16 protein-coding genes are annotated in these 16,675 nt (G+C 38.5%); 3 read left to right on the top strand and 13 right to left on the bottom strand.

Annotation, left to right across the window (positions count from 1 at the left end; genetic code table 11):
• Positions 1-78: 78 nt before the first annotated feature.
• The 3 genes from JZO85_RS17700 to thmT form a co-directional block, all read right to left on the bottom strand.
• Positions 79-2,205 (bottom strand): penicillin-binding transpeptidase domain-containing protein, encoded by a 2,127-nt coding sequence (locus tag JZO85_RS17700; RefSeq protein WP_207109834.1) that lies wholly within the window; start codon positions 2,203-2,205, stop codon positions 79-81.
• Positions 2,206-2,670: 465 nt separating this feature from the next.
• The gene (gene thrS, locus JZO85_RS17695; protein WP_207109833.1) at positions 2,671-4,608 is read right to left on the bottom strand and encodes a threonine--tRNA ligase; all 1,938 of its coding nucleotides are present in this window, start codon (positions 4,606-4,608) and stop codon (positions 2,671-2,673) included.
• A 494-nt stretch (positions 4,609-5,102) separates the two neighbouring features.
• Positions 5,103-5,279 (bottom strand): 2-hydroxymuconate tautomerase, encoded by a 177-nt coding sequence (gene thmT / locus JZO85_RS17690; RefSeq protein ID WP_207109832.1) that lies wholly within the window; start codon positions 5,277-5,279, stop codon positions 5,103-5,105.
• A gap of 267 nt (positions 5,280-5,546) precedes the next feature.
• Here thmT and JZO85_RS17685 point away from each other — a divergent pair, with 267 nt between their 5' ends.
• The 3 genes from JZO85_RS17685 (at position 5,547) to helD (ending at position 9,257) form a co-directional block, all read left to right on the top strand.
• A complete protein-coding gene (locus tag JZO85_RS17685; protein ID WP_207109831.1) occupies positions 5,547-5,957 on the top strand; it encodes a VOC family protein in 411 nt (136 codons plus the stop codon).
• A gap of 17 nt (positions 5,958-5,974) precedes the next feature.
• Entirely contained in the window at positions 5,975-6,841 is an 867-nt protein-coding gene (locus JZO85_RS17680) for a VOC family protein (RefSeq protein WP_207109830.1), read from the top strand.
• 133 nt (positions 6,842-6,974) lie between these two features.
• Complete coding sequence (gene helD / locus JZO85_RS17675) at positions 6,975-9,257, top strand: RNA polymerase recycling motor HelD (protein ID WP_207109829.1); 2,283 nt, start codon at positions 6,975-6,977, stop codon at positions 9,255-9,257.
• A 78-nt stretch (positions 9,258-9,335) separates the two neighbouring features.
• Here the strand turns inward: helD and JZO85_RS17670 are convergent, their stop codons facing one another.
• The 10 genes from JZO85_RS17670 to JZO85_RS17625 all read right to left on the bottom strand — a co-directional run bounded on the left by JZO85_RS17670 (position 9,336) and on the right by JZO85_RS17625 (position 16,592).
• Entirely contained in the window at positions 9,336-10,055 is a 720-nt protein-coding gene (locus JZO85_RS17670) for a YebC/PmpR family DNA-binding transcriptional regulator (RefSeq protein WP_207109828.1), read from the bottom strand.
• Between the two features lie 72 nt (positions 10,056-10,127).
• Positions 10,128-11,267, bottom strand: a complete 1,140-nt coding sequence (locus tag JZO85_RS17665; protein ID WP_207109827.1) for a nucleotidyltransferase — start codon at positions 11,265-11,267, stop codon at positions 10,128-10,130.
• A gap of 45 nt (positions 11,268-11,312) precedes the next feature.
• Positions 11,313-12,038 carry a class I SAM-dependent DNA methyltransferase gene (locus tag JZO85_RS17660; RefSeq protein ID WP_207109826.1) on the bottom strand — a complete coding sequence of 242 codons (726 nt, stop codon included), beginning with the start codon at positions 12,036-12,038 and terminating at the stop codon, positions 11,313-11,315.
• On the bottom strand, positions 12,038-12,394 hold the full coding sequence (gene rsfS / locus JZO85_RS17655; protein ID WP_347401806.1) for a ribosome silencing factor: 357 nt from the start codon (positions 12,392-12,394) through the stop codon (positions 12,038-12,040). Before rsfS ends, JZO85_RS17660 begins: the two co-directional genes overlap by 1 nt.
• A gap of 101 nt (positions 12,395-12,495) precedes the next feature.
• A complete protein-coding gene (gene yqeK, locus JZO85_RS17650) occupies positions 12,496-13,092 on the bottom strand; it encodes a bis(5'-nucleosyl)-tetraphosphatase (symmetrical) YqeK (RefSeq protein ID WP_207109862.1) in 597 nt (198 codons plus the stop codon).
• Positions 13,082-13,717, bottom strand: coding sequence for a nicotinate-nucleotide adenylyltransferase (locus JZO85_RS17645; protein WP_207109824.1), 636 nt, complete (start codon positions 13,715-13,717; stop codon positions 13,082-13,084). The genes yqeK and JZO85_RS17645 overlap by 11 nt, the downstream gene beginning before the upstream one ends.
• A gap of 36 nt (positions 13,718-13,753) precedes the next feature.
• Positions 13,754-14,065, bottom strand: coding sequence for a ribosome assembly RNA-binding protein YhbY (yhbY, locus tag JZO85_RS17640; RefSeq protein WP_207109823.1), 312 nt, complete (start codon positions 14,063-14,065; stop codon positions 13,754-13,756).
• Between the two features lie 30 nt (positions 14,066-14,095).
• Positions 14,096-15,205 (bottom strand): ribosome biogenesis GTPase YqeH, encoded by a 1,110-nt coding sequence (gene yqeH / locus JZO85_RS17635; protein ID WP_207109822.1) that lies wholly within the window; start codon positions 15,203-15,205, stop codon positions 14,096-14,098.
• A complete protein-coding gene (locus JZO85_RS17630; protein ID WP_207109821.1) occupies positions 15,206-15,730 on the bottom strand; it encodes a YqeG family HAD IIIA-type phosphatase in 525 nt (174 codons plus the stop codon).
• A gap of 127 nt (positions 15,731-15,857) precedes the next feature.
• On the bottom strand, positions 15,858-16,592 hold the full coding sequence (locus JZO85_RS17625; protein ID WP_277988954.1) for an amino acid ABC transporter ATP-binding protein: 735 nt from the start codon (positions 16,590-16,592) through the stop codon (positions 15,858-15,860).
• Positions 16,593-16,675 lie beyond the last annotated feature (83 nt).

Below are 16,675 nucleotides of genomic sequence, written 5' to 3'. Positions count from 1 at the left end.
AGAATCCTTTTAACGTTCCTCTCGTTCAAGAAAAATATGACTCCATCATAAAAAGCTAAGGAGCACAGCTCCTTAGCTTTATTGTACGCCATATGTCTCTGCAAATGCATTTATTATGTCTTTTGCAATAGCTTTGTTTGTATCATCATGCTCTTCATCTAAATTTGGCAACATCACACTAATAGCAATTTGAGGATTGTCGTGAGGAGCATAAGCCACGATATTGCTATTAATGGTGTTCACTGCTTGTCCATTGACTGATACCACGGTTTCGGCCGTACCTGTTTTTGCAGCTGGATCTAGTTTTGCTGAGGCTAAATCTTTGGCAGTCGTATAAGGATCACTTCCGTGGACAGCTTGATAGAAGCCTTGTTTAATGATTCCCATCTGCTCAGCTGTGATATTTACCTGATCCAATTTTTTACCAGTAATTTCTTGTTGAAGCTTTCCTAATCCGCCGCTGTCATTATTGCCATAGATTCCTTTTACAACATGCGGCGCGATTCTAGTTCCGCCATTTGCTACTGTTGCAGCATATTGCGCTAATTGCATTGGCGTATATGTGTCATACTGCCCAAATGACAAGTCAAGCAGATTTCCGCCTCCAGGGGCATTATCTGTACCAAATTGATCATTGATTAAGCCAGGTGATTCGTTTGGTAAATCAATTTGTGTCTTCACACCCATGCCGTATTCTGCAAATGCATTTCGCAATTTATCATACATTTCTTTAGAGGAGGCACTTTCAGGTAAAGTCATATTTTGCTGGTATTGAACCCCCAGCATCCTTAAAACAATTTGCATCATATAAGCATTGGATGACCATTCTAAAGCTTTTACTGTATTCACTGGAATTTGAGTTCCCAAAGATTTGTTATAGATCGATCCTTTTAACGCAGTACCAGATAATTTGATCGGCTGATCGATTAAGGTATCATTTCCTGTTATTGCCCCAGTTTGATAGCCAGCTGTAATAGTACCAGCCTTAACGACTGAACCAGGTTCAAAAGCACTAGTGATTGTTCCTAATGTATTTTCTTCTATTTCTTTACTACTTGAATCGTGAGTAAAGCCTGTCATAGCTAAAACCTCGCCAGTATTAGGATTCACTGCAACGGCATAAGCTCCAGGCGAATACTTCGCAACACCACTATCAACTAAGCCTTGATAGTGTTTTTTCAAAATATCTTCAACCTTCTTCTGGAAGTCAGAGTTGATAGTTAAAACAATATTCGATCCTTTTTCACCCTTTTTGATCTCTTCTTGTTTCTCGATGTTGCCATTTTGATTCAAGGTAACTTTATATTCGCCTTTTTTACCTTGAAGCTGTTCTTCATACTGCTTTTCTAAATAGCTCTTACCTACACGATCATTGCGAGCGTAACCTTTTTTCAATAGTTCATCTGCTTCTTCGGCAGGCAGTCCCTCTTTTTCCGTTGTGATCGTTCCTAAGATACTTTTTAGTGAACCATCTAAATCATCATTGTATGAACGATCCCAGTCAATTCCCGTGGACACACCGGGCAGATCTGAAGCATGTTCAGCAACTACTGCTAATTCTTCCTTAGTCACACCTTCATTTTTTACAAAAACCGTGCTCAGTGCTGATGCTGCATTCATACGTTTAAAAATTGTTGCAACCTTAAGCTGTTCTTCATCGAGCTGAATTTCACTATCTTTGACTTTATCAACTAATTTTTGATATTCGTTGGTATTATCAAGATTTTTTTCTTTAAAAGAAAGCCGCTCTTCGGCCTTTTTTCTATTCTTTAGATCTGCTAACCAATAATCTTTCTTGTCTCTAGTGGTTAGACTTTCATCAACTGGAACATCAATCAATTTATTTAGCTCAATCGCTAATTCAAGAATGTCTTCGCTCTGCATCATATTGCTTCGGGTAAAGGTGATTGCAGAATTCCCGGTATTATTGACTAAGGCTGTACCTTTGGCATCATAAATTACACCACGAGGTGCATTTTCTTTTACAGTGATAGTCGTTGAAGCCTTCATTTCCGCCTTCATCTTATCACCTTCAACTATTTGCAGATAGCCCAATCGTGTGACTAGAATTACAAACAGTGCAAAGATGATAAAAAATAAAAAGTTCAATCTAAAAGGTATGTGGCTTTTATTTTGATTGCGGCCACTTTCGTCCGCAAGCTTCAGTTTTTCAAAAAATTTCTTAAATGGATTCGTTAGTTTCATTCATCTGTTCCTTCCACTTTGACAGTTACTTGTCTTATTGTAGCCGAAAAAGAGTTTTTTCAAAAGGATTAATCATAGTTCCTTTACCATAGTTTAAAAACTTTCATTTATTTCACGATAAAAAAAGAGAAGTGTTTCACGGTAAGATGAAAGAATTTTTAATTTATATATTCATTTGCATAAAACGTGGGTTTCCAACCAATTAAAAAATTATTTTTCGTGAAACATTTTTCGGTTCTTTTTTTTGTGGAAAACTCCGATAATTTGAAAAGCGGTTATTACGCATTTTCTTTAAAAAGTTTTCCACAAATGAATCGAAAGTTTCGGTTTGTGCCAGTTAATACTTTTTCTACTTATTTCATTCAAAGTATCAAAGCAGAACAAATAAAAGAAAAAACTGTAGACATCATCCAAAAAAAGTGGACTTTGTCTACAGTCTGATGGTACGAAAACATGTCATTCTTTTTAATTACGACTTAGATTGTCAATATCATCTTTGATCGCCTCAACGAACATATTCAAATCTTGTGCTTCTTGTTCCTCGCTACCATAACGACGAACATTTACAGAAGCACTTTCTACTTCTTTGTCACCAATTACCAATAGATAAGGAATTTTTTGTGTTTGCGCTTGACGAATCTTATATCCAAGTTTTTCGTTACGGTCGTCGACTTCAACACGAACACCTTCACGGACTAAACGATCTTTGACTTCATAAGCATAATCCCCATGATGCTCTGGTGATACTGGCAGGATCGCCACTTGTTCTGGTGCTAACCAAGTTGGGAAAGCTCCTTTGTATTGTTCAATCAAATATGCAGTAAATCGTTCCATTGTTGAAACCACACTACGGTGAACAACAACAGGACGATGTTCCTTCCCATCTTCACCAATATAAGTAAGATCAAAACGTTCAGGCAGTAAGAAGTCAAATTGAATTGTTGACAATGTTTCTTCTGTTCCAAGCGCTGTTTGCACCTGTACATCTAATTTCGGACCATAGAAGGCCGCTTCACCATCTGCTTCAAAATAATCAAAGCCTGATTCATCCATAACTTCCTTCAATAGACGTTGCGAATTTTCCCACATAGCATCATCATCGAAGTATTTTTCAGTATTTTCAGGATCGCGATAGCTTAGACGGAAACGATAATCTTCAAAACCAAAATCTTTGTATACTTCTAAAATCAAATCTAATGTACGACGGAACTCTTCTTTGATTTGGTCAGGACGAACAAAGATGTGTGCATCATTCATTGTCATTTCACGAACGCGCTGCAAGCCTGATAGTGCACCAGATTTTTCATAACGGTGATCCATTCCAAGCTCAGCTAACCGAATTGGCAATTCACGGTATGAGTGGATATGGTTTTTGTAGATCATCATATGGTGCGGGCAGTTCATTGGACGCAGAACTAATGATTCCTCGCCATCACCCATGTCCATGATTGGGAACATATCGTCTTTATAGTGATCCCAGTGACCAGATGTTTTATATAAGCCCGTATCAGCCAAGACCGGAGTATATACATGTTCATAACCCATGGAAATTTCTTTATCAACAATATAACGTTCAATAATCCGACGAATTGTTGCACCTTTTGGCAACCAGAATGGCAGACCTGATCCTACTTCTTGAGAGATCATAAATAAATCTAACTCTTTTCCTAGTTTACGATGATCGCGCTCTTTGGCTTCTTCACGCATCTGCAAGAAATGATCTAAATCAGCTTGATTAAAGAAAGCTGTGCCGTAAACTCGTTGCATCATTTTATTATCAGAATTTCCGCGCCAGTAAGCACCTGCCACAGACAATAATTTGAAGATTTTGATTTTCCCAGTTGATGGCACGTGAGGTCCACGACATAAGTCAGTAAATTCCCCTTGTGTATAAGCAGTAATGACCTCGTCTTCTGGAAGATCTGTGATCAATTCTACCTTATAAGGATCATAGCTAAAGAAATCTAACGCTTCTTGACGACTCATAACTTTTCGTTCAATCGGTAAATTTTCTTTCACAATCTTTTTCATTTCTTTTTCGATCGCCGGAAAATCTTCTTCGCTGATTTGAGTTTCACCATTGTCCGTATCATAATAGAAACCTGTGTCAATTGCCGGTCCCACACCAAAATGCATATTCGGAAATAGACGACGAATTGCTTGCGCCATTAAATGTGCGCTTGAATGACGGATAAGCGGTAAGGCTTCTTCATCTTTTTCAGTTATAATTTTTAACTCTGCATCTTCTTCAATTACCCGATTTAAATCTTCGAGTTCCCCATTTACTACAACAGCCAATGCTTTTTTTGCTAATGAACTGGAAATACTTTTCGCGATTTCTAAACCAGTAATACCATTGTCAAATTCTTTTGCTGATCCATCTGGAAATGAAATTTTTACCATCCTGTAGTTCCCCCTTAATTAGTTTTTGATTGATAATAAGAAAGGCTTCTCGAATTTGCTCAGCTTTTAAGTCGTAGTTATTAGTAATTGCGCAAAATCAATCATCGCATCTTACAGAAATAAAAACTAAAAATCTTCCTGTAAAACTATTCAACTATCGAAAATTTTGCGTACTGCTGATAAGCGAGTTCGATAAACGGAATACGAATAAAAAAGTCCTAGTACCCATAACGGTACTAGGACGAATAAACGTGGTTCCACCTAATCTTTGGACAGCATCTCTGTCCCTCACAAGCGATAACGGCGCTATTCCGCCTCTGTTTTTACACAGAAGTCTCAGAAAGTGGTCATTCCTTGTGCTTGTCTGGAAAAGTTTCAGCCTTGCTTTTCCTCTCTGTTAAACAGCCTTCAAGTTCAGGTGTCTTTCTTCATCAATCAATTACAAAGTAATTATAAACACTTATTGATTTGAAATGCAAGTATAATATAAATTATTATTTCCACTTGCCGCCTTGTGCATATTTTCCTTTTTTCATTTCATTAACAATAACATGGATGTTTTCCTTTGGTGCTCCAGCTGTTCTTGACACTGCTTCGGTTACCTCTTCCACCATTTTAGTTAACTGCTCTTCCGTTCTTCCTTCAACTAACTCAATGTGCACGAATGGCATAATGAATCGCTCCTTTGAATTTTATATTTCTATCGTCTCATATTTTATCATAATTAGGAATAAAATGAGGATTCGATCTACACTATTGTCCCTCATATCAGACAATACCATAAATCTTTGTCAAACAGTCGAAGAAAGCAGCTTTCTATTTCTTTTAATAAGAGCAGTTTACTGAAGCAGTACCTTTTATCGTTTTATATGAGTCAAATTGTTATTGATAGCCCTTTCTTCGTGGTAAAGTATAGGCACAAGATTGGAGGAAATAGCATGGATATCTATTTGCATTTTAAAAACCAAGCTGCAGAAGCAATCGCCTTTTACGAGAAAGTATTCAAAACAGAGCCTGCAAAAATTATGACTTTTGGAGACATGCCGCATGACGACAACCATCCTGTTGATGAAAGCATGAAGGATTTAGTAATGAACGCTAATCTGAAAATCAACGATACAAACGTCATGGTCTCTGACAGCCCTGAAGGTATGGCTCCTCCATTAATTGTTGGAAATAACGTTGCTTTAGTTTTCAATGCCGCGACAGTTGAAGAAGCATCAGAAGTTTTCCAACTATTAGCAGAAAAGGGAGCTGTTTTGCTTCCGCTTGAAAAAACATTCTGGGCAGAACTGTATGGAATGGTCAAAGACCCGTACGGAGTAAATTGGCATATCAATCTTTACTGAAGGGAGGATGAAATTTCATGGAACAGCAATTTGGCTGCTGCCTTTGGTTTGATAATCACTTAGCTGAAGCAGCCGACTTCTATTTAAATACATTTGAAGATAGTAAGAAATTGAAAGAAACGCATTTTATTACTGATGAACATGGAAAAATCGGGGATCTATTAACGATTGGGTTAGAACTAGCTGGGTGCGAATTCCTCTTATTAAATGGTGGTGCCGATTTCAAACCAACTCCCGCTGTTTCTTATGTTGTCAATTGTGAGAATGAAAAGCAATTGAATAGCGTTTGGGAACGATTGAATCAAAATGGACAAACTTTGATGCCCTTAACAACTTATCCAGAACTCGGAAAATTTGGTTGGACAAATGATCGTTATGGCTTTTCATGGCAAGTTCGCTTAGGCGATAGCCTGCAAACAATTATTCCATGCATCATGTTTGCTAATGAAAATTACGGTCTGGCTCAAGCCGCAGTCGATGAATGGATTAAGGTTTTCGGTGGGAAACAAACATTTATAATTAAAGGAAAAGAAGAGCGGCTCCGCGCTTCTGGTTTTCAGCTTCGGGGGCAGGACCTGATTATCATGGATAGTCCAGAGAAACACGATTTTGATTTTTCCATGGCCAACTCTTTTTACTTTTATTTTAAGGATCAAGCAGATATTGACCATGCTTGGGAGGCACTCACTACTGACGGCAAGGAATGGCCTTGTGGCTGGATGGAAGATCGTTACGGTGTTTATTGGCAAACGGTCAATGATAAGCTGCTGGAATGGACCAATGATCCAGATTCTCAAAAGGCGCGACGCGCAACTCAAGAAATGTATAAAATGAAAAAAATTGATCTCGCTCAAATTCAACGAGCACATGATGGATTAAGCTGATTTCAACAAAAATGGAGATAGATTTTCTATCTCTGTTTTTGTTGAAATCAGCTTTTTGCTTCTCCTCGCTCTTATGTGCTATACTATTATGCTGTTATAAACAGTTGAAGGAAAAACAAAGGGGGATTGCTCAATGAATGCAAGAGAGTACGAACAAGAGCACGTCCAGCAGACAAGCGCTTTGATCCAACAAGAGATCGCATTTTTAGATAGCCAAAAAAAAGAAACAAAATCAAAATTTGATACAGATATGTTAGAAAATGCTGGACAAAAAATTCAAGGTGGTTCCTTCGAAGCATTGGCCGACACAATGGCAGATACGCGACAACACGAAGCCGAATTGCTTTTACGCTACCAAACCTATGCTTCACAAGAAAAGCGTCAAAGAGTTTTGAAATTGATGGGTGAAAATCCTTATTTTGCACGGATTGATTTTAAAGAGGATCAAGAAGCTGAGACTCTTTACCTAGGCATCGCTTCTCTACGGGATACACAGGAAGAAACAGTTGTCATTGACTGGCGGGCACCAATCGCTAATCTTTACTATGAAGGAACTTTAGGAAACACACAGTATGAGGCTCATGATGCTATTATTCCAATCGAGTTGTTGCTGAAGCGTCAATTTAAAATCCGTGAAGGACAAATATTGTCGATGGTTGATACGTCAGAGGCAATAAATGATGATTTTCTACTAGAAATTTTAGACGAAGCCTCATCCAATCACATGAAGAATATCGTAGCAACGATCCAACGTTCACAAAATGAGATTATTCGCGATACGAAGAGCAAAGTTTTAGTAGTGGAAGGAATTGCAGGTAGCGGAAAAACTTCTGCACTGCTGCAGCGTGTTGCTTATCTACTTTACCATAATCGTAAATGGTTAGATAATGAACAAGTTTTACTATTCTCGCCTAATCATATTTTTTCAGACTATATTTCGACCGTATTGCCTTCACTTGGTGAAAGCGGCATCCCTACGGAAACATTTAAAACCTTTTTGAGTGCCTTATTACCTACTTATCACATTCATACTGAAGAAAGTCATGAAGAGGTTTTTCTTTCAGGGCAAGATGACCGAGTATTACGCGTAAAAAGCAGCTATGCGATCGTTCAAGAGCTCTATAAGTATGTTGAGCGGATCGCGGATTTGGGTCCATTGTTTCGCGATCTTAAGTTAAAACAAGATATTTTAATCTCAAAAAAACAAATTCGCAATTGGTACCAAGAAGCCAATCCAGAATTACCAATGTACCAACGTATGCAGCTGCTGCAAACAAAACTGTTAAAAAAATTAGCTGGCTTAGAAAAAGATGAAATGAAAAAGGATTGGGCAAAAAAAGCTGCTGATGAACTAGTTGAAGCTGTATTTGTCAATAATCCCGATATGGAAGACTCTGAAAAGGCTGAACGTCGTTTACGTCGTCAGATAGCTCAAAAAGTCGTACGCAAAAAATTGCGTCCTATTCGCAGACAAATCAATCGGTTTGGTTTCATTAACTACGCAAAACAGTATCTCCATTTTTTACAGAATCTATCAAACCATTTATTAAAGCACTACCAATTAACAGAGGAAAATTGGCGCTCGATGCTTGAAGCATTACGAACCGATTTTAAACGGAAAGATATCAGTTTAGAGGACGGGACTTTGATGTTTCTTTTAATGAAATCCATTCATCCATTCGATGTGAATCAAAAAGCTCGTTTCATTTTTATCGATGAGATGCAGGATTTTTCTCCAGCACAAGTTGCTTTGTTGCGTCATTTATATCCGAAAGCAACATATACTTTGTGTGGTGACTTGAATCAAAAAGTTTTTGGTAATGAAAGTATGGTTCATTCTTTAGAAGAGATTTTCCCTGACCAGTCATTGACCCATTTCGAACTGACTACCAGTTATCGTTCGACTGAAGAAATCACTCACTTTGCCAATCAATTTCTTACGCAGGAAAATCGCGTTGAACTTACTGCCCGTGTTGGTGATTTACCAAAAGTTTATTACTCAAATGAAACACGGCAAATGATTGATGGATTAATTCATCAAATTGAAGCAACAGCAGAAATGGCAAAATACTGGCGGACAGCGATTATCGCAAAAACAGTAGAAGAATGTCAGGCACTTTACGCTCAATTAGCACCTGAGCAAAGAAATCAAGTGCAATTACTGACTGATGAAGAGGACTTTATGAAAAAAAGTCTGATCATTATCCCTACTTACTTGGCAAAAGGATTAGAGTTTGATCGCGTCTTTGCTTGGAACATCTCACCTGAGAATTATCACACGGACCAGGACAAACTGATTCTTTACACGGTTTGTACTCGAGCTATGCATGAGTTGAATCTCTTAGTCATTGGCGAAAAAAGTCCATTATTGGAAATGATACCAGAAAATCTCTATGTTCAGGAATCATTGAAATAGGCTCTGGTAAAACTATTAGTCAAAAACAAAAATAGCCGTCCAAACCTAAAAGGTTTTGGGCGGCTATTCTTAAATAGATTAATCCTCTAGTTCAACATTATGATAAACTTGTTGAACATCTTCTAGTTCATCCAATACATCAATCATTTTCTCAAACTTTTCTAGATCGTCTCCAGTTAAAATCACTTCATTTTGAGGAATCATTTGCATTTCTGCAACTGAGAATTCAGAGATCCCTTTTTCTTTCAAAGCTTCTTGAATTGCATTAAAGTCTTCTGGTTCTCCATAAACAATAATTTGTCCATCCTCATCCACAACATCACGAACATCAATATCCTTATCCATTAAATACTCTAAGACCTCGTCCGCGTCTTCTCCTGCAAAACCAAATAATGCAGTATTGTCAAACATATAAGCAACTGCGCCGGAAACACCCATGTTTCCTCCATTTTTACCAAAAGCCGCACGAACATCTGATGCTGTCCGATTCACATTATTTGTTAAGGCATCAACAATTACCATTGAGCCATTTGGTCCAAAACCTTCATAACGCAATTCTTGGAAGGTTTCGTCCCCAGAACCTTTAGCCTTTTCAATTGCTCGATCAATAATGTGTTTGGGAACATTGTAGGTTTTAGCACGTTCAATAACAAAACGTAATTTTTGATTGGCATGAGGATCAGGTTCACCTGATTTTGCTGCCGCATAAATCTCAATTCCAAATTTAGCGTAAATTTTACTGTTGTTTGCATCTTTCGCAGTCTTCTTAGCTACGATATTCGCCCATTTACGTCCCATATTTTCACTTCTCTTTCGTTATTTTCATACTTTCCCATTATAACGACTGACTCAGACTTTGGAAAGTATTTTTTATACTCGAATAGGAAATCGACCAATTGTTTGTTCTTGCGAATGGATCAACTGATAAATCTGATCAGCGCGATAGGTCAAAAAATGATTCTCTTTTTCTTGTTGTCCAATTTTTGCTGCAACTGGTAAAGTAAATTGTTTTTTCTTTTTATTTAAGTATGCTTGTCCCTTTTCAGAAAAGCCTAAAATATGCAGCATTGAATTTTCCTGCTCCGCCTTTATTTCTGACTCTTTAACCTGAAGTAAAATATAGGTCAAGAGACGTTGAATGCGCGGCTGAGTATAACGTTTAGTACCGACCAGTTGTAAATAATCAAAAAAACTATCTGCTTTTTGTTCAATTAAGCGATATTCCAATCCTTCCTTCATTTGATAAATCTTTCGAAGGCTTGCCAAAGAGTCGGCGCGCAATTGATAATTTAAAAATGGCCAAAAATCTGCCCATGAAATTTGAGTTTCTTTTAGGTCCTTCAATGTTTCCATTGGAACATAGGCGGAAACATCTTCATTCGAAAAAACTGCCTGTCGAATCCCAGTTGCACTAGCAAACTGATCCGCGACTAATAGCTCATCATGATACCCCTGATCTTTTCTTGGCAACGGAAAAATTTCCATCGGATGGCTATACAATGCATTTTCCTTCGCATAACTTAAACCTAAAATATGATTTGGCGGAAAATCCTGCGCCTTTGGATAGAGTTGCGAAACAACTTCAGCCATTTTTTCGGGATAACTCCAACCTATTGGCAGTTCGTGAAATAATCGATTAATCGCCGCCTCATTTTCAAGAAAAAAACGTCCATAATCCGCATAATCAAATTTGGAAGCACCATCTGTGCCAAAGCACAGCGCATCACAACCCAATGCGTGTAATAGCTTAACACTGCCCTTAGCAAAATAGTCTGCAGATTGAACAGCCCAAGAAAAGGGCAGTTCAACGACCAAATCAACACCATTTTGCAATGCTGCATTAGTTCGTGACCATTTATCAATAATCGCCGGTTCCCCACGCTGAAGAAAATTCCCGCTCATAACAGCAACAATAACATCCGCGTTGCTCAATTCCCGAGCTTTTTTTACATGATATCGATGACCATTATGAAATGGATTATATTCTACAACTATTCCGCAACTTCGCATTTCGCTACCCCTTTCCAATAACAAAAAAACCGAGATTACTCTCGGCTATTTCTGACAAACAAAAAACCAGCGCTTACTTGCTTCATTTGGAGCCTCGTCAGTAAAGTCCGCAAAAACTGCAACTTTGAAGCCTGCCACAGTTAGCATTTCCTGATACTGTTCTAAAGGATAGGTACGTTCCCTATGCAGTTCATCAAATCGCTCGAACTTTTCCCCTTGCTTTACAAAAAAGGTCAAAAAGTGTTCGATACTGTGCACTGAATCACCAGAATAACTATCCCAAAGAAAAGCAAAATCTTCTGTTTGATCGTGAAAACTATACTCGGGAAAGACTTCATCTATTTGATAAATCGAATGAACATCAAAAATGAATATTCCTGATTCCTCTAACAGCTGATAAACACCTTCAAATACTTGTTGAACCTGTGTAGCGTCTTGCATATAGCACAACGAGTCAGAAAAACATGTCACTGCCTGATAGTTTCCTATATCTGTTAAATCAAGCATATCTCCAGCAATCCAGTTAACAGAGACGTCTTCTTGAAACGCACGATCACTGGCCAATGTCAACATCTCTTCAGATAGATCCAAACCTGTCACTTCAAAACCGTTTTTAGCAAATTCCACTGCTAGCGCACCAGTTCCACAGGCTAGTTCCAAAATCTGGTTGGTCGCCTTTGGCAAATGACGCAATGAAAAATCCAGCCATTGCTGATACAAAGACTCATCCATTACCTCATCATAAACAAACGCAAAGGTCTCATATGCCATCAGTCCAACCAAGCCTCAATATTTTCTAACGGTGCATCCGACCATAATTTTTCTAGATTGTAAAATTCACGTTCTGAAGTACTAAAGACGTGTACGATCAAATCTCCCAAGTCGATTAAAACCCATTTCCCGCCATCTTTTCCTTCAACACGTTTAACTTTAACCTGTGCTTCTTCCTCTTTATCAATAATCTCATCCACGATCGCATTGATTTGACGATCAGAGTTAGCGGAACAAATCATGAAATAATCCGCTAATAATGAGACCTGCGATACATTTAATGCAACGATATCAACCGCGCGTTTCGAATCAGCTGCCTTCACAGCGATTTCTAACATATTTTTACTATCTATGATAATTCTCCTCCTTATTTCATACCATATCCATTTATCTAAATAACTTAAACAATTTATTCTTTGCTTTCTTAAAAAATTTTGTTGAGAACAAGCTGACTAAACTATTGGATCCCGGCAACCCAACGGTTATAAGTTTCAAGCGTTTTGGGATAGACTGGATCTTCTTCCTCAATTAAATGAGATAGCGTATGCTTAGTTTCAAAAGCTACAGCTTGATCCAAATCACTAAAAGCAATGACTCGAGCATCTTCTACACCAGGAAACTTTCTTCCAGGTTCGATATAATCTGCCACGTAAATAATCTTATCCAACAAAGTCATTTCAGCGGCTCCAGTGGTATGAAGTCGAATAGCATCCAGAATTTCCGCTTCAGTAATCCCCAACTCACGAGCAACAAAATCTGCACCAACAAGCCCATGCCAAATCGCATTCCCATATTTCAATAATTCGGCTTTATTTTCATAGCTGCCTCGTTCGATCGCCAATTGAAACTCCTCATCAGAGCGTTCCTTCGCATAGTCATGCGTTAAAGCAGCAATACTCGCTTTTTCTGGCGACTCCCCAAAGCGTTCTGCCAGTGCTATCGCTGTTTCTTCAACACCTAAAACGTGCTTGAAACGTCGTTCGCTCATTCGCATCTGCACAGCTTGCATCAGTGCTTCACGATCCATTTCTGTATATCTGCTACTATACTTCATCAAGATACAATCCTTCTTCCGCGATATATTCTCGTACTCGATCAGGTACAAGGTAACGAATCGAGCAACCCTGTTTGACCTGATTGCGGATATAGGAAGACGACAGCTGAATCTCAGGGACATCTACCCATATGATTGGATAAGGGCTTTCTTGCGCATAGCCTGCTCGCTTCACACCAACAAAATTGACAATGCGAACCAATTCATCAATTCGATTCCATTTTGGTAGATACGCCACTTCATCTCCCCCGATAATGAAATAGTATTCTGTATCAGGATTTTCCGCTGTTAACTCTAACATCGTATCAACTGTGTAGCTTTTGCCCTTACGAACCAACTCTCTTGTATCAACTGACAAAAATGAATTGTCTTCAATAGCCAGCTTGACCATCGCCAAACGATGCCCACTATCGATCGTCTTCTTTTCATCTACATGCGGCGGCAAATAACTCGGCAACAGATGTACTTCATCAAATCCCATTTTTTGCCCGACCTGCTCTGCAATCATTAAATGTGCGTGATGAATCGGATTAAAATTCCCCCCTAACAGTCCCACCTGTTTTTTAGGCACTGTGGTATCTGTCATTGGTTTGACTTTTGGAATTGTTAAGACATCTTGATACAACGGTTATTCCTCCTCTATTATTAGATAAATTGAAGCTTAAATGGCTTTAACTTCCTTTGATATTTTTTGGTACTTCTCTTTGCTTGAAGCTTTATATAAAACTAATACGCGACCAATAATCTGAACAATCTTACAATTAATTTTTTCTTCTAAAACATGGGCCACATCTTCAGCCATCTCATCCGTATTTTGCAATAAATTAATCTTGATTAATTCTCTCTTCTCCAACGCTTCGGCGATTTGAACAACCATTGCGTCATTGACACCATTTTTACCAATCTGAAAAATTGGTTGTAGGTGGTGGGCTTGACTGCGTAAGAAACGTTTTTGTTTTCCTCTTAATTCCATTAATAATCCCCTTATTCAGTAAATAAATTTTTAGATCAATGCTTTGCGAGTCAATACATCGACACCCTTTGGCGCCCAACCAGCAACTACTGCTGGTTTAGACACTGTCACCCAGCCTAATCCAGCAAAAACAATATCGGTTTTTTCTTTGATTGAAAATTCAAATCGAACCAATTCAGGAAAATCAGCAACTTCATCTGGACGAGGCGGCTGCAATAAACCACCAACATGCTTCTCATAAAAAGCATCGGCTTTCTCTAATTTAGTCCGATGGGGCTCAATGTCATTCGATACATATGCAACAAATGACGCCCGATCTCCTTGAATAAAGTCAAACCGTGCTAATCCGCCTAAAAACAGTGTTTGCCCAGCATTCAATTGATAGACCTTAGGCTTGATTTCCTTGTGTGGTGCAATAATCTTCAGATCTTTTTTACCAAGATAATGAGCCATCTGATGACGATGGATAATTCCTGGTGTATCAAAAAGATAGTGCCCATCATCTAGCGGAATCTCAATTTTATCTAATGTTGTCCCAGGGAACTGCGAAGTCGTAATCAAGTCCTGGACGCCAGCAGTCTGCTTAATAATTTGATTAATCAGTGTTGATTTCCCCACATTAGTTACACCTACTACATAAACGTCGCGCCCTTTACGATATTCCTCAATTTTCTCTAATAACTCAGTCATTTCGTTAGACTTACGTGCACTTGTCAATAAGATGTCTACCGGACGTAACCCCTCTTCATGGGCACGTTCACGCATCCATTGAGTTAAGCGGCCCCTTTTTAGCGACTTAGGCAGCAAATCGACCTTATTGCCGACCAAAAGCACTGGATTATCACCAACGAAACGATGCAATCCAGGAATCAACGAACCATTAAAATCAAAGATGTCTACCACATTCACGATCAAGGCATCCGCTTTGCCTAATTCGTTCAACAAATGCAGAAAATCGTCATCCGTTAGTGAAACATCCTGAATTTCATTATAGTGGCGAAGGCGAAAACAGCGCTGACAATACACCTCACCACTTGCTAGTCCTTTTTCTAAAGCTGATTGCGGAGTATATCCTAACTCATTAGGATGTTCTATTTGAATCTTTGCGCCGCAGCCAATACAAAATAATTCTTCTTCCATTTATAATTCACTCTTCCATTTCATCTCAGGATCTTTGTGCAATAAAATATGCATTACACGACGTTCAAAGAAACGATTGATTCGTGTATTCCAGCCATCTGTATCAAGAATAGGTCGAACGAGAATACTGCGAATACCAGCTGCACTTGCTCCGCGAATATCTGTCATTACCTGATCCCCAATCATGACGATTTCATCTTTTGACACACCTAATTGTTTTTGTGCATTTTTTATTCCTATTGAAAAAGGTTTCATTGCCCGTGAGACAAAATCCAATTGAAAACTCTCTAGCGCTTTAGCTACACGACTAGCTTTGTTATTTGAAACGACGACCACAGGTATTTCTGCTTCATCCATCATCTTTAGCCAATCAATCAGCTCTTTTGTGCCATTAGGATTATTCCAAGCAATCAGTGTATTATCCAAATCTGTCAACACTGCTTTAAATCCATGCGCCTTCAATTGTTCTGGGGTTATTTGATAAATGGCTTCGACCATCCAAGTAGGTTTGTATTTATCTAACATGGCAACTCCTATAACTTTATTTATACTTCTACAAAACCTGATTATAACGCAAATTTTTTGAAAACTCTACATTTGGGTACAAAGGTTTAAAAAAAGACTAGGCTTTCTCCGCCTAGTCCAGTTAATTTTATAATACTTTTGACAAAAAATCGATCGTACGAGAATTTTTTGTGTGATCAAAGACTTCCTCTGGAGAACCCTCTTCGACAATCACACCGCCATCCATAAAAATTACGCGATCGCCAACTTCTTTGGCAAACCCCATTTCATGAGTCACGATCATCATAGTCATACCTTCTTTAGCCAATTGCTGCATCACTTGCAATACATCTCCAACCATTTCAGGATCAAGAGCTGATGTTGGCTCGTCAAACAACATAACATCCGGTTGCATCGCTAATGCACGAGCGATGGCGATCCGCTGCTGCTGTCCTCCAGATAAAGACTGCGGATAAGCATCCGCTTTTTCAGATAGGCCGACTTTTGCTAGCAATTCCTGCGCAATTTTCTCTGCCTCGATCTTCGTCATACCCTTTACTTTGATTGGTGACAAAGTAATGTTGTCTAAAACGGTCATATTAGGAAATAAGTTAAACTGTTGAAAAACCATTCCCATTTTTTCTCGTGTTTTGAAAATATCATTCTTCTTATCTGTAATATCCGTTCCTTCGAATCTGATAGTACCCGATGTCGGAATCTCTAGTAAATTGACACAACGTAAAAACGTACTTTTACCAGATCCAGATGGTCCGATAATTACAACAACTTCTCCTGGAATAATTTCAGCGGATATATCCTTAAGAACTTCATTATCGCCAAATTTTTTGTTTAAATGTTCAATTTGAATCAATGCTTCTGTCATTACCTACACTCCTATCTCGAATCAAAGAATTAGTCTTTAAACGGCTTCACATCTCCTTGAAACTCTAATATTCATATGTTTAT

Source organism: Candidatus Enterococcus murrayae (assembly GCF_017315985.1).
In the GTDB taxonomy this organism is placed as follows: domain Bacteria; phylum Bacillota; class Bacilli; order Lactobacillales; family Enterococcaceae; genus Enterococcus_A; species Enterococcus_A murrayae.
Note: the sequence above shows the minus strand (reverse complement) of the source record. Positions and strands in the feature narration are given on the sequence as shown.